Origin of the sequence: Ruegeria sp. B32 (assembly GCF_025141855.1) — a bacterium.
Lineage (GTDB): Bacteria > Pseudomonadota > Alphaproteobacteria > Rhodobacterales > Rhodobacteraceae > Ruegeria > Ruegeria arenilitoris.
In genome coordinates this window covers 3,175,858-3,198,038 of the sequence record NZ_CP081106.1, presented here as the reverse complement: position 1 = coordinate 3,198,038, position 22,181 = coordinate 3,175,858, and the positions used below count along the sequence as shown (strand labels likewise).

General features: G+C 58.9%; 20 protein-coding genes. 12 read left to right on the top strand and 8 right to left on the bottom strand.

The features are described 5' to 3' along the window. Positions 1-13 precede the first annotated feature (13 nt). Positions 14-769, top strand: coding sequence for a RadC family protein (gene radC / locus K3752_RS16205; protein ID WP_170405652.1), 756 nt, complete (start codon positions 14-16; stop codon positions 767-769). Between the two features lie 3 nt (positions 770-772). Here the strand turns inward: radC and K3752_RS16200 are convergent, their stop codons facing one another. The 3 genes from K3752_RS16200 to secA all read right to left on the bottom strand — a co-directional run bounded on the left by K3752_RS16200 (position 773) and on the right by secA (position 6,077). After that, the gene (locus K3752_RS16200; protein WP_260063798.1) at positions 773-2,329 is read right to left on the bottom strand and encodes a phosphate ABC transporter substrate-binding/OmpA family protein; all 1,557 of its coding nucleotides are present in this window, start codon (positions 2,327-2,329) and stop codon (positions 773-775) included. 24 nt (positions 2,330-2,353) lie between these two features. Beyond that, a complete protein-coding gene (locus K3752_RS16195) occupies positions 2,354-3,271 on the bottom strand; it encodes a hypothetical protein (RefSeq protein WP_260063797.1) in 918 nt (305 codons plus the stop codon). Between the two features lie 100 nt (positions 3,272-3,371). Continuing rightward, entirely contained in the window at positions 3,372-6,077 is a 2,706-nt protein-coding gene (gene secA / locus K3752_RS16190; RefSeq protein WP_260063796.1) for a preprotein translocase subunit SecA, read from the bottom strand. A gap of 176 nt (positions 6,078-6,253) precedes the next feature. Between secA and K3752_RS16185 the strand changes: the two genes are divergently transcribed. From K3752_RS16185 to mutT, 3 genes are read left to right on the top strand one after another with little or no spacing between them, the layout of a single operon-like run. After that, on the top strand, positions 6,254-7,102 hold the full coding sequence (locus tag K3752_RS16185; protein WP_260063795.1) for a peptidylprolyl isomerase: 849 nt from the start codon (positions 6,254-6,256) through the stop codon (positions 7,100-7,102). 6 nt (positions 7,103-7,108) lie between these two features. Continuing rightward, positions 7,109-8,335, top strand: a complete 1,227-nt coding sequence (gene argJ / locus K3752_RS16180; protein ID WP_260063794.1) for a bifunctional glutamate N-acetyltransferase/amino-acid acetyltransferase ArgJ — start codon at positions 7,109-7,111, stop codon at positions 8,333-8,335. Between the two features lie 55 nt (positions 8,336-8,390). Beyond that, complete coding sequence (mutT, locus tag K3752_RS16175; protein ID WP_170340762.1) at positions 8,391-8,789, top strand: 8-oxo-dGTP diphosphatase MutT; 399 nt, start codon at positions 8,391-8,393, stop codon at positions 8,787-8,789. 296 nt (positions 8,790-9,085) lie between these two features. Here mutT and K3752_RS16170 read toward each other — a convergent pair whose 3' ends face one another. The 4 genes from K3752_RS16170 to K3752_RS16155 form a co-directional block, all read right to left on the bottom strand. After that, a complete protein-coding gene (locus K3752_RS16170; RefSeq protein ID WP_260063793.1) occupies positions 9,086-9,343 on the bottom strand; it encodes an N-acetyltransferase in 258 nt (85 codons plus the stop codon). Positions 9,344-9,357: 14 nt separating this feature from the next. Beyond that, positions 9,358-9,894: a hypothetical protein gene (locus tag K3752_RS16165; protein ID WP_260063792.1), complete on the bottom strand. Its 537-nt coding sequence runs from the start codon at positions 9,892-9,894 to the stop codon at positions 9,358-9,360. After that, positions 9,878-10,648: a hypothetical protein gene (locus tag K3752_RS16160; protein ID WP_170343554.1), complete on the bottom strand. Its 771-nt coding sequence runs from the start codon at positions 10,646-10,648 to the stop codon at positions 9,878-9,880. Before K3752_RS16160 ends, K3752_RS16165 begins: the two co-directional genes overlap by 17 nt. Before the next feature lie 73 nt (positions 10,649-10,721). Then, a complete protein-coding gene (locus tag K3752_RS16155) occupies positions 10,722-11,237 on the bottom strand; it encodes a DUF805 domain-containing protein (RefSeq protein WP_260063791.1) in 516 nt (171 codons plus the stop codon). Between the two features lie 381 nt (positions 11,238-11,618). Between K3752_RS16155 and K3752_RS16150 the strand changes: the two genes are divergently transcribed. Both K3752_RS16150 and K3752_RS16145 read left to right on the top strand, forming a co-directional pair. After that, positions 11,619-11,918, top strand: coding sequence for a hypothetical protein (locus K3752_RS16150; RefSeq protein ID WP_170391085.1), 300 nt, complete (start codon positions 11,619-11,621; stop codon positions 11,916-11,918). 124 nt (positions 11,919-12,042) lie between these two features. Continuing rightward, a complete protein-coding gene (locus K3752_RS16145) occupies positions 12,043-13,581 on the top strand; it encodes a ShlB/FhaC/HecB family hemolysin secretion/activation protein (protein WP_170366794.1) in 1,539 nt (512 codons plus the stop codon). Positions 13,582-15,083: 1,502 nt separating this feature from the next. Here K3752_RS16145 and K3752_RS16140 read toward each other — a convergent pair. Continuing rightward, entirely contained in the window at positions 15,084-15,716 is a 633-nt protein-coding gene (locus tag K3752_RS16140; protein WP_260063790.1) for a tyrosine-type recombinase/integrase, read from the bottom strand. 235 nt (positions 15,717-15,951) lie between these two features. Here K3752_RS16140 and K3752_RS16135 point away from each other — a divergent pair, with 235 nt between their 5' ends. The 6 genes from K3752_RS16135 (at position 15,952) to K3752_RS16110 (ending at position 22,156) form a co-directional block, all read left to right on the top strand. Then, a complete protein-coding gene (locus K3752_RS16135) occupies positions 15,952-16,455 on the top strand; it encodes a hypothetical protein (RefSeq protein WP_217358077.1) in 504 nt (167 codons plus the stop codon). A gap of 501 nt (positions 16,456-16,956) precedes the next feature. Beyond that, positions 16,957-18,900, top strand: a complete 1,944-nt coding sequence (locus K3752_RS16130) for an AMP-binding protein (protein WP_260066336.1) — start codon at positions 16,957-16,959, stop codon at positions 18,898-18,900. 77 nt (positions 18,901-18,977) lie between these two features. Beyond that, positions 18,978-19,799 carry an ABC transporter ATP-binding protein gene (locus K3752_RS16125; protein WP_260063789.1) on the top strand — a complete coding sequence of 274 codons (822 nt, stop codon included), beginning with the start codon at positions 18,978-18,980 and terminating at the stop codon, positions 19,797-19,799. Positions 19,800-19,828: 29 nt separating this feature from the next. Further along, positions 19,829-20,815: a branched-chain amino acid ABC transporter permease gene (locus K3752_RS16120; RefSeq protein ID WP_170340766.1), complete on the top strand. Its 987-nt coding sequence runs from the start codon at positions 19,829-19,831 to the stop codon at positions 20,813-20,815. Between the two features lie 3 nt (positions 20,816-20,818). Then, positions 20,819-21,076, top strand: a complete 258-nt coding sequence (locus K3752_RS16115) for a hypothetical protein (protein WP_170340767.1) — start codon at positions 20,819-20,821, stop codon at positions 21,074-21,076. Between the two features lie 3 nt (positions 21,077-21,079). After that, a complete protein-coding gene (locus tag K3752_RS16110) occupies positions 21,080-22,156 on the top strand; it encodes a branched-chain amino acid ABC transporter permease (RefSeq protein WP_260063788.1) in 1,077 nt (358 codons plus the stop codon). Positions 22,157-22,181: the final 25 nt, after the last annotated feature.

The window sequence follows — 22,181 nt, the reverse complement described above, 5'->3', positions numbered from 1 at the left end:
CAATCATGGGCGCATGACCAAGGACGCTTTTGCCGAAGCCCCATCGCTGTTCGAAACTGACGAAGCGCCGGTGACGCCGCTGCCCACGGGTCGGCTGCCCTCGTATATCAAGGACCACCGCAAGCGCCTGCGTGAACGGTTCATGTCGGGCGGCGCCGGGGCGATGCCGGATTACGAGTTGCTGGAACTGGTCCTGTTCCGCTCGATCCCCCGGCAGGACGTGAAACCGCTGGCGCGGCTGCTGCTGGATACATTCGGCGATTTCAACCGGGTGCTGACCGCCCCTGTGGAACGCCTGCGTCAGATCAAGGGCGTGGGCGATACGGTCATCACCGACCTCAAGATCCTCGAGGCCTGCGCCCATCGCATGGCCCGCGCCCGGGTGATGCAGCGGCACGTGATTTCCAGCTGGGACGCGTTGCTGGATTATTGCCACACCACCATGGCGCATCGCGAGATCGAGCAGTTCCGCGTGTTCTTCCTGGACCGCAAGAACGTGCTCATCGCGGATGAGGAGCAGGCCAAGGGCACCGTCGATCACGTACCCGTCTACCCGCGCGAGGTCGCCAAACGCGCGCTGGAGTTGAACGCCTCGGCGCTGATCCTGGTGCACAATCACCCGTCGGGCGATCCGACCCCGTCGCAGTCGGATATCGACATGACCAACCGGATCAACGATGCCTGCGCCGCACTGGGGCTGACCTTGCACGACCACCTGATCATCGGCAAATCGACCGAGCTGAGCTTCCGCTCGGAAGGTTATCTCTGACCGCTAGCGCACCCAGACTTCGACACGACGGTTGGCCTTGCGGCCCCATTCCGTGTCGTCGCAGGCCATGGGCATGGCTTCACCGAAACCTTCGACGGCGATCTCGACGGTTTCGGGGACGGCGGTTTCGATCGCGGCAAGGATCGCGTTCCGCACTGTCTGTGCGCGCCGCAAGGCGATGCGGGCATTGGTTTCCGCAGCACCGTCTCCGTCACTGAAACCGACGAAGACCAGTTTGCGCCCGTCATACTGGCCCGATTCAAGCGCCTGCGCCATTTGCAGGATGTTCGATCGCGACTGCGCGTCTGGCCGCGACGATCCCGGCTCGAACCGGAAAGACACCGACAGGCGCGACAGCGGGCGCAGAGTTTCGATCATCCGTTGCAGTTCTTCCAGACCCACCTCGGACCCACCCGAGGTGATGGCGTTGGCCAACCGGTCGCCCTGAAGCCCAAGACGTACCAGTTCGTGGGACTGGTCGACGAAACCGGCTTGCCGGATGACCATCTGTGCCTCGGGGCTTTGGACATACGCCAGAAACTGGCGGGCGATCTTCGGGAGGCGCCGCTGTGGAAGATACAGGAACATCGGCAGGGTCAGCGGATAGTCCTCGGTCTTGATGGCGGCGCGCGTGGCGCGCAATGCGTGACCGCATCCGCCGGCCAGCGGCAGACTGCGCACGTTTTGCGGGTCAGCGTGGCTGACGATACCGAGTGCGAACGGATCGCGCGCAACCGCTGCTGCCAGTTCCGCGCTGCGGGTGTGGCGGATCACGTCCTCATGCGCCTGCACACCGGCTGGCTGCATCACCTGGTCTTGCACGGCCTGACCAACACCGGTTGTCACATCCGGTAGATGAACGGCGATGGGGGCATCCGGGCCACCGAGCTGTGCCCAGTTGGCGACCTCGCCATTTATGACCCGCGCCAGGTCCGAAACCGAGATCTGCTGGATCGGATTGTCCAATGAGACCACCGGCACCAGCGCGCCAAGAGCCACCACCCGCGACCGGCGCGGTCGGGACAGGTCGCCCAGACCGTTTTCCTGCGCCGCCGCGGCCTCCTGCGGGCGGATTTCGCGCATCGCCAAAGCGATGTCTGCCTGATCGGCGGTCAGATCGGCAAGACCGCGGTCGGTGTCCGAAACGCGCAGGAAAAACCGCGCCAAAGGTGCGGTCCGATCCGGCTGCGTCAGGGCAAAGACAAGCTGCGCAGGGTCTGTGCCTTCGCTTACCACGTTCAGGTTTTCTCGTTGCGCAAAGCCTTCGATCAACGCCGGAAGTAGGGATTCGGCCATCACCGATGCGCCAGAGAAGTGCACTTCGGCCACAAAGTCGATCAGGCTTGGGCAAGCCGGACCGTCGCAGGTAACGCCGGATCCATCCACCGTCAGTTCGCCGAACTGGGTGTCCACACGGTAGAACTCACCATCAAACCCCAACAGGTTCCCGGTGATCTCGACCTTGCCGTCATGCGAGGTCAGCGTGATGTCCTGAGCGAGGGCGCCTGAAGCGCCAGCCATCAACGACAACACCGTCATCGTCGCGTGAAGATACTTCATAAAGACCTGTTGACCTGCCTGCCGCTACTTTGCGGCGATTGTCAGGTCTTGGAACAGATTATTCAACACCAGAAAGTCCTGTCCGCTGTCGCAGGTCGGCAGGGTGACCGACAGCTCTCGCGACCGCAGTCCCTGATCGTCCAGCAACTCGAGCACTTGCAGATCCAGGTCCTGTCCACAATTCCGGGGAGTCACTTCGGCCTCGACGCTCAGGGCGACGGTGCCATTTGCGTCGGCCGCGTTGCGGGGGATCGAATAGATCTCGACATTGCGCGCGCCGGCCATGCCGAAGTGGACAACCTGCCCGGTGCCGGAACTGCTGGTGTTCGACCAGACATGCCCGGCTTCGCCATAGGATGCACCGAACTCCAACGCGTGCAGTTGCAATTCGGTGTCCCCCGTCCATTGCAGCGCAACCCGGTCATAGTCTGAAAAATCAGGAATGTGAGTGGTGGCGACAGTGCCGCGCTGGTTTTTGAACGAGATCAGGAAAATGGCATATTCCGACAGGGCGGGAATGGACAGGTCCAGACGACCGTCCTTGTCGGTTCGGGCGCTGAACGTCATGCCGCTGTGGTGCAGCTCGACGGTTTCATCGGGGTTGCAGGGGGCCTTCAGGGTCAAACGTGCTGTCGCGTTGGGGGCCGCCATTGCGCGGGCCCCGAGATCGCAGTTGACCTGCGCCTGAGGAACGGCAGGCTCAGCCCGTGGCGGAACCTTGGCCGAGGGTTCGGGGGCCGTGGACGCATTCGGCGTCGCCGAAGTTAGAACGATACCTTCCAACCCGGCAATCACGGTGCCTTCACCAGATGGCTGGATCATCGCCTGACGTGTTTCCTGCACGTCCGGCTGCGAGGCCGGTCCGTTCTGCATCAAGTAGCCGATGGCCAAGGCGCATGCGACCGTGCCACCCGTGGTCACATAGTTCCGTATTACAAACAAGACACCCTCCCCAGTTGAAGGAGCGAGTCGGAGAGTGCTTAACAATCGCGGCCAATATGTGGCCGCGACGCGGACTCATTATGTCGGGAATCTGACCGGATCAGGCAAGCCGACCATGGCAGTGCTTGAATTTCTTGCCGGACCCGCAGGGGCAGGGATCGTTGCGCGACGGATTACCCCAGGTTGACGGGTCGTCCTCGACAAAGCCGGGCCGCGCATCGCCCGAGGCCTGCGCCTCGGCCACCGCTTCGGCCTGTTCGGCGGCTTTCTTGATCTGGGCCTGCTGCGCCTGCATCTGTGCCAGCATCTCGCGCTGCTCTTCTTCGGTCAGCGGGCGGACGCGGGCCAGTTGCTGGGTAACCGTTTCGCGCAGGCTGTCGAGCATGTTCTCGAACAGCTGGAAGCTTTCGGTCTTGTATTCGTTCAGCGGATCGCGCTGGGCGTAGCCGCGGAAGCCCACGACCGAGCGCAGATGTTCCAGGGTCAGCAAGTGCTCGCGCCACTTGCTGTCGATGGTCTGCAGCAGCACCTGCTTTTCGATGTTGCGCATGTTCTCGGGGCCGAAGGCGGCGGCCTTCTGGGCCATCATCTCGTCGGTCGCCTTTATCAGGCGTTCGCGAACCACGTCGTCATCGACCCCATCCTCGGCCGCCCACTCCTGAACCGGAACATCGATGTTCAGCTTTTCTTTGAGGGCCGCGTGCAGCCCGTCGGTGTCCCACTGGTCGGCGTAGGTTTTGGGCGGCATGTACTGGTCGATCAGATCGTCGATGACCTGTTCGCGCATGTCCGAAACGATTTCGGACAGATCGTCGGTCGACATGATTTCGCGGCGCTGGCTGAAGATCACCTTGCGCTGATCGTTCATCACGTCGTCGAACTTGAGAACGTTCTTGCGCATGTCGAAGTTGCGGCCTTCGACCTTGGCCTGCGCGCGTTCGAGCGATTTGTTCACCCAAGGGTGGACGATCGCTTCGCCTTCTTTCATGCCCAGGGTGGTCAGAACCTTGTCCAGCCGTTCCGAGCCGAAGATGCGCATCAGGTCGTCTTCCAGGCTGAGGAAGAACACGGTGCGGCCCGGGTCGCCCTGACGGCCCGAGCGGCCGCGCAGCTGGTTGTCGATGCGGCGGCTTTCGTGGCGTTCCGAGGCCAGAACGAACAGACCGCCGGCCTCCAGCACCTTTTGCTTTTCTTCGGCATGACGCGCCTCTTCCCGGGCGCGCAGTTCGGCTGGGTCGGCCTCGGGGTTCTCGGCCAGCGCCTGCATGACGCTCATTTCAACGTTTCCGCCCAGCTGGATGTCGGTGCCGCGGCCGGCCATGTTGGTGGCGATGGTTACCGCGCCCAGACGCCCGGCCTCGGCCACGATCTGGGCCTCCTGCTCGTGCTGGCGGGCGTTCAGGACGTTGTGCTTGATGCCTTCCTTGGTCAGCATCTCGCTGAGCATCTCGGACTTCTCGATCGAGGTCGTGCCCACCAGAACCGGCTGGCCCTTGGCGTTGGCCTTCTTGATCTCTTCGATCATGGCCGCGTATTTCTCGGCCGCGGTGCGATAGACCTGATCATCCTCGTCGACACGGGCGATCGGCTTGTTGGTCGGCACTTCAACCACGCCCAGGCCATAGATTTCGGCGAATTCCTCGGCCTCGGTCAGGGCGGTACCGGTCATGCCGGCCAGCTTGTCATAGAGGCGGAAATAGTTCTGGAAAGTCACGCTGGCCAAAGTCACGTTTTCGGGCTGGATGGGCGCGCCTTCCTTTGCTTCGATCGCCTGATGCAGGCCTTCGGACAGACGGCGGCCCGGCATCATGCGCCCGGTGAATTCGTCGATCAGAACCACGTTGCCGTCGCGCACGATGTAGTCCTTGTCACGCTGGAACAGTTTGTGCGCGCGCAGGCCCTGGTTGACGTGGTGCACCACCGTGGTGCTTTCAGGGTCGTACAGCGACTGGCCCTCGGGCAGCAGGCCACTGGCGTGCAGCTGCTCTTCAAGGAACTCGTTGCCTTCATCGGTGAAGGTCACGCTGCGGGACTTCTCGTCGATCGTATAGTGATCGTCCTGCAGGGACGGGATCAGACCGTCAATGGCCGTGTACAGATCGGACCGGTCCTGAGATGGACCCGAGATGATCAGCGGCGTGCGCGCCTCGTCGATCAGAATCGAGTCGACCTCGTCCACGATCGCGAAATTGTGGTGCTTCTGGTAGACCTCGTTCAGATCCGCCTTCATGTTGTCGCGCAGATAGTCGAAGCCCAGCTCGTTGTTGGTGGCATAGGTGATGTCACAGGCATAGGCCGCTTTTTTCTCGGCATCGGGCTGGCCCGACCAGATCACGCCGGTGGTCATACCCAACGCGCCGAACACGTTGCTCATCCATTCGGCGTCACGCTTTGCCAGATATTCGTTGACCGTGACGACATGCACGCCCTTTCCGGTCAGTGCGTTCAGATAGGCGGGAAAGGTGGCGACCAGGGTCTTGCCTTCGCCGGTTTTCATCTCGGCGATATTGCCCTGATGCAGGAAGATGCCGCCCATGAGCTGCACGTCAAAGGCCCGCAGACCCAGCGCGCGCTTGGCGCCCTCACGAACGTTGGCGAAAGCCTCGGGCAGCAGGTCATCTAGGCTCTCGCCCTCGTTGGCCCGCTTGCGCAGCGCTTCGGTCTTGGCTTTCAGATCGTCATCCGAGAGTTTTTCGAACTCCGGCTCCAGCGCGTTGATCTTTTCGACCAGCGGGCGGGTTGCCTTGATCTTGCGGTCGTTCGGTGTTCCGAACACCTTTTTGGCAAGCGTACCGAGTCCCAGCATGTTCACTCCAGCGGATCTTTTCTTGTCTTGGTTGCGACAGGCTTGCCCACCTTGCGCGCAACCCATAGATAGCTGGGAGGAAAAGATGGTCCTGTCAAAGGCTGCAAGCGATGTAAGCGGCAGGTTCCAGAGTGTCAACGCCACGCCCTGTCGCGGCCAGAATATAGGATGAATTCATGCCCAAAGGTCTCACTTTTCTGCCATCGCTGGCTCTTGCGGCCATGATGGCCCTGCCTGTCGCCGCTGAAACCGAACCCTCTGCCGATACGGTTGTGGCGCGCGTCAACGGCGACGAGATCACTTTGGGTCACGTGATTGCCACTGCGGCTGGCCTGCCGCCGCAATATCAGCAGCTGGAAGACGAGGTCCTGTACCAGTTCATCGTCGAGCAGCTGATCCAGCAACAATTGCTCAGCCAGGAGCAGGACGAGCTGACCCGCCTGAACGCGCTGATGCTGACCAACGAAGAGCGCTCGCTTAAGGCGGTGCAGACGGTGAGCCAGATCACCGATGCCCAGGTGACGGACGACGCGATCCAGGCCGCCTATGACGCGCAGTTCGCGGACTTCCAGGGCGAGGACGAGTTCAACGCCAGCCACATCCTTGTCGCGACCGAGGACGAGGCCAAAGAGATCAAGGCGCAACTGGATGACGGCGCCGATTTTGCCGAGCTGGCCAAGGAGAAATCCACCGGCCCGTCCGGTCCCAATGGCGGTGCGCTGGGCTGGTTCGGCAAGGGCCAGATGGTGCCAGAATTCGAACAGGCCGTGATCGGGCTGGAAAAAGGTCAGGTCTCGGACCCGGTGCAGACACAGTTCGGGTGGCACGTCGTGATCCTGAACGACAAACGCAAATCCGAAGCGCCCGAGTTGGCGGCGGTGCGGGATGAACTGGCCCAGTCCGTTCGTCAGGAGGCCATTCAGGCCAAGATCGACGAGCTGACCCAGGCGGGCAGCGTCGAGCGCCCCGAGGTCGAGGGCCTGACCCCGGATGTGGTCCGCAAGCTGGACCTGGTTCAGGAGTAAACCCCAGTGGCCAAGATCACCAAGGTGTCTCCGCTGGCCCCTGCGGCCTTCCCTGATCTGCCGGTCATCGACGGTGTGCGGTTCGCCACCGTCGCCGCCGGGGTGCGGTATCAGGGCCGCACCGACGTGATGCTGGCGGTGCTCGATCCGGGTACCGCGGTGGCTGGTGTGTTCACCCGCTCGGCTACCCGTGCGGCGCCGGTGCTGGATTGCCAAGACAAGATCGGTGGGCCCAGCGACGGGCCGGCGGCGATCCTGGTGAACTCGGGCAACGCCAATGCCTTTACAGGGCAGTACGGGCAGGCATCGGTCGAGCAGATCACCGCAGCCGTGGCGCAGGCGACCGGTGTGGCGGAGAACCGCGTGTTCACCTCGTCCACCGGGGTGATCGGCGAGCCGCTGCCGCATGACCGGATCGTGGCCCGGCTGGACGAACTGACCGCCGGCCTGCGCGCCGACGCGTTGGAACAGGCCGCGCGGGCAATCATGACCACCGACACCTTCCCCAAAGGCGCTAGCGCGCAGGTCGAGATCGACGAAAAAACCGTCTCTATTGCGGGGATAGCCAAAGGGTCGGGCATGATCGCGCCCGACATGGCGACGATGCTGGTCTATATCTTCACCGATGCGAAGATCGACCAATCGGCGCTGCAACGGATGTTGGCCGAGCAGACCGACCGGACCTTCAACTGCATCACCGTGGACAGCGACACCTCGACTTCGGACAGCTTGCTGCTGTGCGCGACCGGCGCGTCGGGCGCGGATGCCACTGGCAATGCCGATTTCGCGCGGGCGCTGGAATCGGTGATGCTGGATCTGGCGCATCAGGTGGTGAAGGACGGCGAAGGCGCCACCAAATTCGTCGAGATCCGCGTGACTGGCGCCGCGTCGGACGCCGATGCCAAAGTCCACGGCATGGCCATCGCCAATTCACCGCTGGTCAAGACCGCCATCGCGGGCGAGGATCCGAACTGGGGCCGTGTCGTCATGGCGATCGGCAAATCCGGCGCGGCGGCCGATCGCGACACGCTCAGCATTTCCTTCGGCGATATCCTCGTGGCCGAAAAAGGCTGGGTCAGCCCGACCTATCGCGAGGAAGACGCCGCCGCCTACATGAAAGGCCAGGAACTGGTGGTCGCCGTCGATCTGGGGCTGGGCGAGGGCAAGGCCACCGTCTGGACCTGCGATCTGACCCACGGATACATCGAGATCAACGCGGATTACCGGTCGTGAAATCTGAGCAATTCCAGCAAAAGTGGAGCCCGGTTTTGTGTCCGGGATTGCGACCATGAAAACGGTTCTCGTCTCTGCCGTCGCCCTGATCGACGTGGATGGGCGGGTGCTGCTGGCGCAGCGCCCGGAGGGCAAGGCCATGGCTGGCTTGTGGGAATTTCCCGGCGGCAAGATCGAGCCGGGCGAAACCCCCGAGGCCGCCCTGATCCGCGAATTGCACGAGGAACTGGGCATCGACACCTGGGCCTCGTGCCTTGCACCGCTTACCTTTGCCAGCCACAGCTATGACGATTTCCATCTGCTGATGCCGCTGTTTGCCTGTCGCAAGTGGCAGGGCATCCCGCAGTCCAAAGAAGGTCAGGCGCTGAAATGGGTGCGGGCGAACGAGCTGCGCAACTATCCGATGCCGGCAGCGGATGTTCCACTGATCCCGATATTGCGGGATTGGTTGTAGGGCGCAAAGCCAGGGACGTTCGAGTTGATAGGTCTGGATGTCTTGTATGCGGACATTCTCGACCTTCGTTGCTCTCAGACCAACCGCGGCTCCCGAGGCGCACAATATATATGATTGGTTGTGAGCGCCAACACCCCTTCAGCCGAAAAGCGAGTGCGGCCTCCGCTCATAAAGACCGGTTACACCCGATTTCAGGACAGCGACTTGACGAGGAGAACCCAGTTTTCTGTTTCGGTCGCCCAGCCGTCTTTGACGCATGGGGCTTTGTCCAACTCAGAGTATCCCTTCCGCTCGTATTAACGTCTGGCTCCCACGTTTTCATCGGCAACAATAAGACTCATAGTGTTGTATCCTGCGTCGCGGGCTATCTCGTCGGCGACTTCAAGTAATTTTGAGCCAAGTCCCTCACCACGATTCTCTGGGTAGCACGCCAGAACATTGACATACCAGCTGTCCAACGCTTTGTTTTTCAGCTCCTGCAATGGACGGAACAATGCTGGGAAGTCATCTCCAATTTCTTCTGGTTCAGATCCGATCCCATGGCTTATCTGCAATGCTTATATGCAGCTTACTCCCAATCACCTGCAGACGAGCGCCATGTCTTGCTGTCTGCATCCCAAACGCTGGCTACGACGCAAGGGGTTGGGTTAATCCCACCACATTGCGAGCCATGCACATCGGCCAAAAGCACGCGGAACGGGCCAGTGTTCGCCATATCCCATCCCTGATTTAGAAGCGAAAACAAATGATCTTCGATCAGGAAGTGCGACATGCATCCGCCAGTTCCGCAGTAGAGAGATGCGGCGCTCGAACACGCGAAACCAAATTCATTCAAAACCCAGTCGCGTTGCAGATCTCCGTCGAGATCGACCCTCTCAACCGCACCCCAGTCTAAGTGAAACTGACCGTCGTTGAACTCCGCGCAGGCCTGTGCCGCCAGATCAACCTTCGCCTGCAAACCGGGCGGAAGTTGCGATACATCAGCCGCGACAGCTGGTGAGTTCCATACTAGACCAGAGACCAGCACAAACCTGGAAACTAAACCTTTCAATTGACGCACTATTTGGGAAGCTGTTTGGAAGGTGGCATCAATTGCACTGATCATATCTGTAGTCCCCGTATTCCAGCCAGTTTACCGAGCCTTCGCTAAAAATCAGAAACTCGGACCTGTCTTCCCCAAGCAGGGCGACGACAAATCCGGCGGGCGGCTCATAGTTTCCGAAGTAACTGTAGGCCGTCATGGCTCTGATCGACTCGCCGTTGACCGTTACTCGCGCGTCCCACTCCCCCTCTGGATTGTCCAGAATTACATATTCGATTTGGCGTTTTTTCGCTCCGCCACCACAATAGACGATGCCTTCGGGTGCTTCGTAGGATGTCCCTTGGCTAGCATCTGAGTCGCAGGCGGAACGAAGGGACCGAATTGCTGCGCTGGAACCCTTCAAGTCAAAGATTCCGTAGCTGACATCTTGATCAATCATCGACAGATTAACCGATGCATTGGCCGCAAGCTGGTCCAGTACAAAACCATAGTCCTCTTGACTATTGAAACTGACCTCGACGGGATAGTTGTCGACGATCTGCACGGCAGCGTTTTCTGCGCCAACCTGAAATGCCCCAACCTCGGTAGTGCCGTTCTTCAAAAAACGAATGGAAAGCCCTTGCTTCTCCACAATGTCCTGGCTGTCCTCATATCCAGCTGGAGCGAAGCGGATACGGTTACACTGAAGTTCCAGGGTCATGTTTCCGGTTTGATTAAATGCATTGGGATTAGGCCCGGAGTTGAACGACCACTCCGCTGATGCTGTGGTCGCTCCTGCCATCAGTAGCATTCCAATGGAAATGGTTTTGAAGCTCATTTTTTCTCTCCATTGAGTTACGGTTCGCACTGTCATTCAGCAGAAATTCCGGCCCGTTGCCCGGACAACCAGGTCAGGAAACAGGCTCGCCGTATTCGTTTGCGCCTTCTTCCGAAGGGCGCGTCAACCACCAGATCATCAGAATGGACAGAACCAATTGAAGAATTGAGACAACAACAATACCGGTCACGCCCAGGACGGCCGCAGGTCCTCGCAATGCACCGGGGTTTTCCGTCCCTTGCTCCAATACCGAAAAGAACGCCACCCCACCCAGCATAACAAAGAGCGTTGTAATGCTGAGCGCCATCGGCAGCAGCAAATACCAGCCAGGTCGTCCTGTATCATGCAGCCTTCGCCAACCGGCGGCCAACATAGGTATGAGAACAGCCAGTTGGAAAACAGAGGACAGGACCCGAGATCCCTGGCCTGTTTCGGGGTTGGTCCCGAATATGATCGTATCCAGCACAGCTAAAGCGGCACTCACGAGAACCACAAACAAGAAGAACCACCAGTATTCTGAGCGTATAGCCCGACCGGAGAACTGGAAGTATTTCGAGAAACACGTCTTAACGGCTTCACCAAATCCCATCTTTCAATCCCTTCATTGTTTTTGTGCGGCCTCAAATCGCTTCGCCGCTCAGGGGAACACACTCTTAGCTCCCAGTTACTTTTTTGTTTGAACGCAGAGGCCTATCGTACGAGAGCGTAGAGAAATTTACGCGCGAAAAAAATATTGATTTATTAAAAATTAGATTCAAACATGCGAATTCGACACAGCTTTATTTTACCTCCGTTGTTGTCGGCCCCGGCAATCAACTCGATATCGTTCCCCCGACCAATCCGTTGGCGACAAATCTTTGAGATAGGTAAGCACCGGATCGAGCTGTGCTCAATTGGCTGAGTAGAAGCGGACGCTTCAAAAAGGAGCATCCAATTTCACTAGATTCGATGGACCCTGATGGAGAAGAAAATGACCAAAAAGACAGTGATGATTGCAGGCACAACTTTGTTTGCATTGCTTGCGGCATGTGACGAAACGAGTATGTCTAGCGCGTCCGCCGAACTCACACCCGCTCAGCAGGCGTGTTTGCGAGATGTAGCCAAAACAACGAACAATTCGCAAGTCGTTGTGCTCTCATCCGCGTTTAGCGAAGCTGGAACACAAGTCACTGTCGGTGTTGGTGAGGACCGTGCTCCTTGGAATTGCATTGCTTACAGTGATGGCGCGACAGCTGGTATCGAGTTCCTGGGCGACGAAGGCGCACTGTAATCTGGTCGCTGTGTATCTCGAAAGTACCAGTCGTGATCAAATTTGAGTACCGGTAAGCTCAGACATTCAAACCTCGTAATAGGATTGGGTTTTAACATGCTCAATCATGCTAAGGTTGTAGAAAATGCCCGTAACCAACTCGGTTGTAATTGCGATCATTTGCACTTTTTTGGCTATTGTATCAGTCCCAAAATACAGCATGGCCCAAACTTGGGACATCGCATCCCAGCACTCTGTCAGTGGCGTAACGGTGTATGATACCGATGAGCTGTTAACGTTTGCCGGTCAGTTGGCCTTTGACCGGTCGGGGCGCATCACAGCGGCGGATGTCGCATCAACGATTACGCAGATCTACCGAGAAGACGGTTACTTCTTGGCTGAGGCCTGGCCTGGACCCGATGGGCAGAGCATAGTTGTGGATGAAGGACGCATTCAAACCATCGAAATTGAAGGGGTAGATACGCGCACGTTCCAAACCTTGGAAAAGATCTTTCGCCCACTCACCACCGCATACCCGATAACTCTCAAACAATTTGAGCGGGCAGTTATGCTCGCCGAGGACATACCCGACTTGGACGTGTCGACCGAACTTGATTACCCGGATCAGGCTGGTGCTCGGCTGAGAGTATTGGGAGAGCCACTGCGAAAACAAGCCGGTAGTGCGACACTCGACAACCCTCCGCGTGAGCTGGGAGAAGCGCTCAGCTTCTATGTCGTGCAAGAGTTTTATTCGACGCTGACTGTCGGGGATTTGCTGCGATTTGAGGGGTCTGGCAACTACAATTGGGACAAAGACGACGAACACTCTTTGTGGGGCGCTGTTACCTATCGCACGCCGCTAAACAGCGATGGTCTATACGGTGAGGTTTTCTACGGAAACATAAATGCAAAACGTGACCTCTCGGGGGAGTTTGCAAGAACAGATGTTGATGGCGAGAACTTCACCGTCGCGTTGGGCTACCCCGTGATCCGCGATGTGGCCCGTTATGGATATCTTCTGCTGGATTATCGCCTTTCCGAGGCGGACTCAGTCAGTGGCGGCGTGCCATTATCCAGTGACGCAGGTGTCGTCGGCCTAACGTATCTCTATGGGCAAAACTATCCAAAAGGGCAAACTCTGGAGGCTGGGTTAACTTTATCGTTTGGCAACAATAATACGACGGACGCGAATTTTGACGACGGCGACTCCTCGTTCTGGCATCTACGGGGCGGCATTGGATACGAAAGCCCGCTAACGAGCTTGTCGCCCAACACAGCTTGGCGCACTGAGATCTGGGGCCAGTTCACAACCGACCGGCTGCCCTCGGTAGAGGAGTACTTCCTTGGTGATCGTTATGCTTTGCGCGGATATCGTTTTGACGAGGTAGATGGTGATTCCGGGATCTCCGCGATTTTCGAAGTGTCTCATTCCTACTTCCCTAGGTCCCAGAGCATACATCGCTTAACACCCTTTGCTTTTTTCGACGTGGGGTACATCTCGAACAATGACCCTGCGAGTTTTGAAGTTGAAAGTGCTACACTGGCATCGACAGGTCTGGGTTTGGACATTGAGTTTAAGCAAAACCTATTCTTGTCCGGATATGTCGGTGTTCCTTTGAGGGACGGTCCTTTGACCGACTCTGGCGATCCTGGCGCGTATCTTGCTCTGACAACAAGTTGGTGAGGATGTTATGAAACGGAACCGCATTGCTTTACTTTCCGCAGCTTGTTTGATTGCTGGACTGGCCGCTACGCAGGTCTTTGCCCGCGGAAACCAATACGGTTGGTGCCGAGGTGTAGGGAACCCACACCAGTCCGGCCAAGGATGCGGGCAGACCGGTGGGCAAGGGCCAGGCAATCAAATTACCGGCCCAACGCAGCCGGTAGCAAATCAGTTGCCACCTCGGGGAACGCCGCAAACGCCGACGTCCGTTACAGTGCCGGTCCTTGCGCCGGGCGCGGTCCCGAACGCAATTCCCGGTCGGGTTCCTATCGCAACTCCGATAGCTGTGCCCGGTCAAGTTCCAACACCCGTCGTAGCGCCGACCCTAGCTCCTCCATTGGTGCCAAACCCGACGCCAAACCGGGTTCCGACAGCCGTTCCCAATCAGGTTCCGCCGTTGGCTACCGGACCGACTGCCGTGCCGCCGCAAGTTCCGACTGCGACTCCCAATCAAGTTCCGATAGCTGTCCCAGGCCAGGTTCCGCCTCAACCCAATGTGCCGCCCCTGGTGCCAACAGCAACACCCAACCAAATACCAGTCGCTGTTCCTGGCCAGGTTCCGCCTCAACCTAACGGTCAAACTGCTGTGCCACCGCTCGTCCCAACCGCGACTCCCAATCAGGTTCCCACAGCAGTTCCTGGTCAAGTTCCACAGTTGACACCAAAACCTACGGCAACTCATGTGGCCGTCCCAGGACATCCGAAACCACAAGGCGTCGTGACAGTTATGCGCCCAAAGCCAAGGCCGACAACCGGTACTGTCCAGCCGACTGGCACAACACAAGTGACCCACCATTTGACCCACCAAAGCAATTCAAAGAAACACGATCATGTCGCAGCAACACCTGGACGGCATGACCCGCACGACTTACCCAGGTTCCGCAACGCAGCGACCAAGGAAAACTGGGAATGCGTTGCCAGCGGATTTGGACAGCGCCGTTACGATGCAGGGCGCGGTGTGTTGCTGAACAACGGAGCGTTGCGGCACCTCGGAAACGTGGACGCTATGGCGCGGGATGTACCAGCACGGCATCCAAAACACTCTGGGTGCATTATTTCGGTTAAACGAAAACAGCGCTGAAAATTGTCTGGCAGCTATCGCTCGGACAATGAAGTTAATCGACCAATAGTTCGTCCAATATTGTCTGATTTGTTGGAGTTTGTATTGCCTTTATTCCCCTAGCACGAACGTTGGCTGACGTAGCACAACACTGCTCAGTACATAAGATAAGCCAACAATCTATAGTGCCGCACTTCCAATAGGGGTCTCCGGCTATCTGGGCCGGTCTGGTTGGGCGAGCAAAAGCATGAACTGCATCTTTGCAAAGTCAGATTTCTGCGCATTGCTGTCATTGGGGCATCGATCAGCATCGGTCAAAGTGGGCTCGGAGCCGCCGAACGCTTTGATTTCGGGAATGGGCGGTCCCGGATGGCGAACGGCCAGAGCCATCCGCCAAGTTTGATCAGAGATCGATTTTTTCAGCAATGCTCAGCGCATCTTCGAGCTCGACGCCAAGGTAGCGCACTGTACTGTCCACCTTGGTGTGGCCAAGCAGGAGTTGCACGGCACGCAGATTGCCGGTCTTGCGATAGATCTCCGACGCCTTGGTTCGACGCAGAGAATGGGTGCCGTATCCGCTCGGCTCCAGCCCGATCGCGGTCACCCAGTCGCGGAGCAACCTTCCGTATTGGCGCGTCGAAATGTGTGGTCGGTTGTGAAACCGGCTTGGAAACATGAATGCACAACGGATCATCTCAGGAGCGTTCACCCAAGCCGTCACGGAATCGCGCGTGTTTTCAGTGAGTTCGAACTGAACCGGCTGACCAGTTTTGCTCTGGACGATTGTCGCGCGCTCCCGAACACGCTCGCCACTCACAAGGTCTATCACTTTCAGCCGAACCAGATCACAGCCACGCATCTTGCTGTCGATAGCGACATTGAAGAGCGCCAGGTCGCGCAGATTGCCTGCCAGTTCCAATCGTGCGCGGATTGCCCAAACCTGTTTTGGCAGGAGCGGGCGTTTCTGGCCGATGATGCGGCCTTTGTTCCAGGCGCGGCGCTTGGGAGTGGTTGCGGGAAGTTGAATTCTAGGCATGGTTTAGCCTCCAACCCTCCCTCCAGGCCCAGACATCAACACCGTGCTGACGGGCGATTCTACCATCCTTTGTGAATGTCAGGTTTCAGGAAGCCGCAGGTCGGAGGAATGCCACATGAGCATTCGGCGGCTTCGAGCCCAAAGCGGACACGTTTGGCGGTTCAATCAAATACCGAGCTTGTTGACGATGAGATGAACCAATAGCGTAGCGAAGCAACAATCTCGGGGAAAAGATTTGGATAGAGAACCACTGGGTCCGCGTAACGCGATTTGGGAAGACGGAGAATGGATAAGTTGGCGCAGCATCAATAGTCATCTAGAGCGGCTCGAGTTGCAAGCTCGCTACCCAAACGCAGATGTCGACTTGGTGCCGGTTTTCGAAGAACTCTTGAATGTTGCTCAGCACTATCACATCACGACAGGAAAACATCTGAACATATATGGCGATATCGGTGAGCTATATGGCGCGATAATGTATGGGATCAAGCTCCATAAGGACTACGCCAAGGGTTCTGACGGACGCCTGGGAAACGACTTTGTTGAAGTGAAGACCATCACACCCTTTAAGAACACGCAATCTGTGACCGTTAGGCTCGACCGGCATTTCAGCAAACTCCTTGTGGTGAAAGTCGATGAGTGCTTTGAGGTTTCCGGTCTACTCGTCGAACGAAGTAAACTGCCAAAAGTTGGTGGGAAGGCGCTTCGTATTGACTGGGATGATCTTGTTCAGGTCGAGTGACGGGTTTGTCCGCAATCTGTGAATTCGCTTCCGGATAAATGCTGCGCCCGGTGGCCAACGACCGGTTTTCGAGCCGCACCGCAGCGCGAGAAATTATGTCGGTGCAGAAGAATTCGTGCCGCGTGCGCACGCAGCGAGAAAATCGAATTCACGGGGTGGGCTCGAAGCTGCCATTTATCACGCTCTGCATATACAACCGTTATCATATTCTCTTTAGCGTTTCGGCGTAGAAGCAGAATGCAAACCCACGCCGCTCTTTTTTGAAGCGTGCTATTTCGCAGTTTGTACAAGACTTACAAATCGGAAAATCACCCCGGCATCCCTGTAACAATTCGTAAGATTCCGGAAAACATCACGAAAAAGTTGACGCTGATCGTCCTCCTTGTCCTTAATCGGGGCAGCGGCGCGCGGGTCTGACCCGGCGACGTCGTTCCGGCCCAACCCGGGGCCGGATGGGGAGGAGAGATAGAATTGGCTCAGACGCAGTCGGGCGCCGAGGGGATGCACTCCCTTCCGGCGCTGCTACACCGCAATGCGACGCAGTTCGGGGATGCCCCGGCCTACCGCGAAAAGGAATTCGGGATCTGGCAGTGCTGGACCTGGGCGGAAACAGCCGCCGAGATTCGTGCGCTGGCTCTGGGTTTCCTGGAGCTTGGCGTTGAAAAGGGCGACCATATCGCCGTGATCGGGCGCAACCGCCCGGCGCACTACTGGTCGATGGTCGCGGCCCAGATGGTGGGCGCGGTGCCGGTGCCGCTGTATCAGGACTCGGTCGCAGAAGAGATGGCCTATGTGCTGGAACACTGCGGCGCGAAATACGTGGTTTGCGGCGACCAGGAGCAGGTCGACAAGGTCATCGAGATCCAGCAGGATCTGCACCAGGTCAAGCACATCCTGTACACCGACAAGCGCGGCATGCGGAAATACGACCACAGCCAGATGAACGCGCTGAGCGACATCATGGCCGAGGGGCGCGCCGGGCATCACCGGCTCGACGCCGAGTTGGACCGCCGCATCGCCGAAATCACCTATGACGACACCTGCGTGATGCTCTACACCTCGGGCACCACGGGCAAGCCCAAGGGCGTGGTTCTGTCGAACCGCAACGTGATCGAGAGCGCAAAGAACTCGGCCGAATTCGACCACCTGACCCGGAACGAGGATATCCTGTCCTATCTGCCGATGGCCTGGGTGGGCGATTTCATCTTTTCGGTCGGTCAGGCTTATTGGTGCGGGTTCTGCGTGAATTGCCCCGAAAGCGCTGACACGATGATGACCGACCTGCGTGAGATCGGTCCGACCTACTTTTTCGCTCCGCCGCGCGTTTTTGAAACCCAGCTGACCAACGTGATGATCCGGATGGAGGATGCCAGCCCGATGAAGCAGCGGATGTTCCGCTATTTCATGGATCACGCCAAGAAGGTCGGCGGGCGCATCCTGGACGGCCACCCGGTCGGATTCTTGGATCGCCTGAAATACGCGATCGGAAATGTTCTGGTTTACGGACCGCTCAAAGACACGCTGGGCTATGGCCGGTTCCGTGTCGGATACACCGCGGGCGAGGCGATCGGGCCCGAGATTTTCGATTTCTACCGTTCGCTGGGGATCAATCTGAAGCAGCTTTATGGTCAGACCGAGGCGACGGTGTTCATCACCGTACAGCCCGACGGCGAGGTGCGGGCTGACACCGTCGGTGTGCCTGCGCCCGACGTCGAACTGAAGATCGCGGAGAATGGCGAGATCTTCTATCGCTCGCCCGGCGTGTTCGTTGAATACTTCAAAAACCCCGAATCCACCGCCTCGACCAAGGACCCCGAGGGCTGGGTGGCCACGGGCGACGCGGGCTTCATCGAGGAAAGCAGCGGCCACCTGCGGATCATCGACCGCGCCAAGGACGTGGGCAAGATGGCCGACGGCTCGATGTTCGCGCCGAAATATGTCGAGAACAAGCTCAAGTTCTATCCCGACATCCTCGAAGCGGTGCTGTTCGGCAATGGCCGCGACCGCTGCGTGGCCTTCATCAACATCGACCTGACGGCGGTGGGCAACTGGGCCGAGCGCAACAACATCGCCTATGCCTCGTACCAGGAACTTGCGGGCCATCCGCGGGTACTGGAGACGATCCGCAGCCATGTGGAAGAGGTCAACAAGTCGGTTGCCGCCGACGAGATGCTTTCGGGTTGCCAGGTGCACCGGTTCGTAGTGCTGCACAAGGAACTGGACCCCGATGATGGCGAGATCACCCGCACCCGAAAAGTGCGCCGCAAGTTCGTCGAGGACAAATACGCCGACATCATCGCCGCGCTTTATGACGGGTCCGAGACGGTCTCGACCACGACCGAGGTGACCTATGAGGACGGGCGCAAGGGATCGATCAGCGCCACGCTGCAGATCGTCGACGTGCCGGTCGTGCCGGTGTCGCATCAGAAGGTGGCCGCGGAATGAGGCCGGTCGTGCGCCGCTCGGCCTGCGGCCATCGCCCCGCCCGCCGTCCCGTTCACCCGCAGTTTGAGGAGTAGACGATGCTGGATTCATCCGACGACGGATATGTCACCGAGGATGGCCGCAAGATCGGCGGCGTGGTGATGGAGATGAAAAACATCACCCTGCGATTCGGCGGCGTGGTGGCGATCAAGGACATCTCGTTCGACATCCGCCAGGGCGAGATCCGCGCGATCATCGGTCCGAACGGCGCGGGCAAGTCCTCGATGCTGAACGTGATTTCCGGCTTCTACATTCCGCAGGAAGGCGAGGTCTGGTTCCACGGGGCGAAACGCCCGCAGATGAAACCCTATGAAGTGGCCCGCCAGGGCATCGCCCGGACCTTTCAGAACATCGCCCTGTTCGAAGGTATGAGCGTTCTGGACAACGTGATGACCGGCCGCCTGAACTTCATGAAGACAAACATTCTGCAGCAGGCGATCTGGCGCGGCAAGGCCGAAGCGGAAGAGGTGGAAAACCGCGAGTCGGTCGAGAAGATCATTGACTTTCTGGAAATCCAGCACATCCGCAAGACGCCTGTGGCGCGGCTGCCCTATGGCCTGAAGAAACGCGTCGAACTGGCCCGCGCTCTGGCCGCCGAACCCAAGCTGCTGCTGCTGGACGAGCCGATGGCCGGCATGAACGTCGAGGAAAAAGAGGACATGAGCCGCTTTATCCTGGACGTGAACGACGAGTTCGGCACGACCATCGCCCTGATCGAGCATGACATGGGCGTGGTGATGGACCTGAGCGACCGCGTGGTCGTGATGGATTACGGCAAGAAGATCGGGGACGGCACGCCCGACGAGGTGCGCAACAACCAGGAAGTCATCGACGCCTATCTGGGGGTCAGCCATGACTGAGCACCGCACAGAATTGAGGGGAGGCGCAGATGCCTGATCAGTTGATTTTCGCGATGGAGGTCTTTCTGAACGGCCTCATGGCCGGGGTGCTGTATGCGTTGGTCGCGCTGGGCTTTGTGCTGATCTACAAGGCGTCGGGGATCTTCAATTATGCTCAGGGGGTTATGGCCCTGTTTGCGGCGATGACCCTGGTGGGGATCATGAACGGGCAAGTTCCGTTCTCGCATCTGATCAACGCGATCTTCGGCACGCATATTCACTACTTCGGCTGGAACGTGCCGGCGCTGCTGGCCATTCTGCTGACGATGGGCGTGATGGTCCTGCTTGCCTGGGCGGTGCAGCGCTTTGTCATGCGCCACCTTGTGGGGCAGGAGCCCATCATCCTGTTCATGGCCACCATCGGTCTGGCCTACTTCCTGGAAGGCGTGGCCGACCTGATGTGGGGATCCGAGATCAAGACGCTGGACGTGGGTCTTCCGCAGGGCATCAACCTGTGGATCGACGAGACCACCTACAACATCTTCGGCTACGGCTTCTTCATCGACAACCTGGACATCGTGGCGACGGTCATCGCGGCGCTTCTGGTGGCGGCACTGGTCGCGTTCAGCCAATACACCAAACAGGGCCGCGCAATGCGGGCCGTGGCCGACGACCACCAGGCCGCGCTGTCGGTCGGTATCTCGCTGAACTTCATCTGGATCATGGTCTGGTCGGTGGCCGGGTTCGTGGCGCTGGTCGCGGGCATCATGTGGGGCACCAAGTCGGGCGTTCAGTTCTCGCTGTCGTTGATCGCGCTCAAGGCGTTGCCGGTTCTGATGCTGGGTGGGTTCACCTCGATCCCCGGCGCCATCGTCGGCGGGCTGATCATCGGCGTGGGCGAGAAGCTGTTCGAGTTCGCCGTGGGCCCGCTGGTGGGTGGCGCGACCGAGAACTGGTTTGCCTATGTTCTGGCGCTGATCTTCCTTGTGTTCCGGCCGCAGGGCCTGTTCGGCGAGAAGATCATCGAGAGGGTGTAGGCCATGACCAAGCTGATCGCCATCATCAACGTGATCGCGTGGGCGGGGTTCTGGGCCTTTGGGTACATCGCCCTGACCTCGAACGATCTGACCGCCAATCAGCTGACCGTGGCCGCGCTATTGGCCTTTGCCGGGCTGGTGATGGGTGTTCTGGCCTACATGAAACTGGTGCGCGCCTCAGAGGCGAGCGGATATGCCAAACGGTCCAACCAACTGGACGCCGAAGCCCGCAACCGGGCGCAGGAACAATGGGGAAAGTAAGACATGTTCTATCGTGAGGCCGGAGACTTCAAGACCTCCTACAGGGACGACAACCAGACTTTCCCGATCAAGTTCGACCGGTATCGGTATTATGTGGTGCTGGTGGTGGCGTTCGGGATCATCCCGTTCATCATCAACGACTATTGGGCCAACGCGCTGCTGCTGCCCTTCCTGATCTATGCGATTGCGGCGATCGGCCTGAACATCCTTGTGGGGTATTGCGGGCAGGTTTCCCTGGGTACCGGGGGGTTCATGGCCGTGGGCGCCTATGCCTGCTACAAGCTGATGACCGCCTTTCCAGACGTGTCGATGTTCATCCATGTGATCCTGGCCGGCGGCATCACCGCCATCGTGGGCGTGCTGTTCGGCCTGCCCAGCCTGCGGATCAAGGGGTTCTACCTGGCGGTGGCGACGCTGGCGGCGCAGTTCTTCCTGGTGTGGCTGTTCAACCGGGTGCCGTGGTTCTACAACTATTCGGCCTCGGGGCAGATCAACGCGCCCGAGCGTGACGTATTTGGCATCATCATCACCGGCCCCAACGCGCCGGCCTGGGCGACCTACCTGTTCTGCCTGATCTTCCTGACCGCCTGTGCGATTATCGCCCGCAACCTGACCCGCGGCACCACCGGGCGCACCTGGATGGCAATCCGCGACATGGACATCGCCGCGGAAATCATCGGTGTGAACCCGCTGCGCGCCAAGCTCAGCGCCTTTGCCGTCAGCTCGTTCTTCGTGGGCGTGTCAGGCGCGCTATTCTTTGCCATCTACCTTGGCGCGGTCGAGGTGGGCGAGGTCTTCGGCATCCAGAAATCCTTCCTGGTGCTGTTCATGGTCATCATCGGCGGGCTGGGCTCGATCTTCGGTTCCTTTGCCGGCGCGGCTTTCCTGGTCCTGCTGCCTGTGGTGCTCAAGGTCGTGGGCGCGGACATGCTGGGCTGGCCCACCGACATCGTGGCGCATCTGCAGCTGGTGATCGTGGGCGGGCTGATCATCCTGTTCCTGATCCTAGAACCGCACGGTCTGGCGCAGCTGTGGCGCGTCGCCAAGGAGAAACTGAGACTCTGGCCTTTCCCGCACTAGGGACCGGCCCAATCAAGAAGGGGGC

Coding starts and splice junctions, on each gene's coding strand:
- radC (WP_170405652.1), top strand. CDS start 14: ATGACCAAGGACGCTTTTGCCGAAGCCCCATCGCTGTTCGAAACTGAC.
- K3752_RS16200 (WP_260063798.1), bottom strand. CDS start 2,329: ATGAAGTATCTTCACGCGACGATGACGGTGTTGTCGTTGATGGCTGGC.
- secA (WP_260063796.1), bottom strand. CDS start 6,077: ATGCTGGGACTCGGTACGCTTGCCAAAAAGGTGTTCGGAACACCGAAC.
- K3752_RS16185 (WP_260063795.1), top strand. CDS start 6,254: ATGCCCAAAGGTCTCACTTTTCTGCCATCGCTGGCTCTTGCGGCCATG.
- mutT (WP_170340762.1), top strand. CDS start 8,391: ATGAAAACGGTTCTCGTCTCTGCCGTCGCCCTGATCGACGTGGATGGG.
- K3752_RS16165 (WP_260063792.1), bottom strand. CDS start 9,894: ATGATCAGTGCAATTGATGCCACCTTCCAAACAGCTTCCCAAATAGTG.
- K3752_RS16160 (WP_170343554.1), bottom strand. CDS start 10,648: ATGAGCTTCAAAACCATTTCCATTGGAATGCTACTGATGGCAGGAGCG.
- K3752_RS16155 (WP_260063791.1), bottom strand. CDS start 11,237: ATGGGATTTGGTGAAGCCGTTAAGACGTGTTTCTCGAAATACTTCCAG.
- K3752_RS16150 (WP_170391085.1), top strand. CDS start 11,619: ATGACCAAAAAGACAGTGATGATTGCAGGCACAACTTTGTTTGCATTG.
- K3752_RS16145 (WP_170366794.1), top strand. CDS start 12,043: ATGCCCGTAACCAACTCGGTTGTAATTGCGATCATTTGCACTTTTTTG.
- K3752_RS16140 (WP_260063790.1), bottom strand. CDS start 15,716: ATGCCTAGAATTCAACTTCCCGCAACCACTCCCAAGCGCCGCGCCTGG.
- K3752_RS16130 (WP_260066336.1), top strand. CDS start 16,957: ATGCACTCCCTTCCGGCGCTGCTACACCGCAATGCGACGCAGTTCGGG.
- K3752_RS16125 (WP_260063789.1), top strand. CDS start 18,978: ATGCTGGATTCATCCGACGACGGATATGTCACCGAGGATGGCCGCAAG.
- K3752_RS16120 (WP_170340766.1), top strand. CDS start 19,829: ATGCCTGATCAGTTGATTTTCGCGATGGAGGTCTTTCTGAACGGCCTC.
- K3752_RS16115 (WP_170340767.1), top strand. CDS start 20,819: ATGACCAAGCTGATCGCCATCATCAACGTGATCGCGTGGGCGGGGTTC.
- K3752_RS16110 (WP_260063788.1), top strand. CDS start 21,080: ATGTTCTATCGTGAGGCCGGAGACTTCAAGACCTCCTACAGGGACGAC.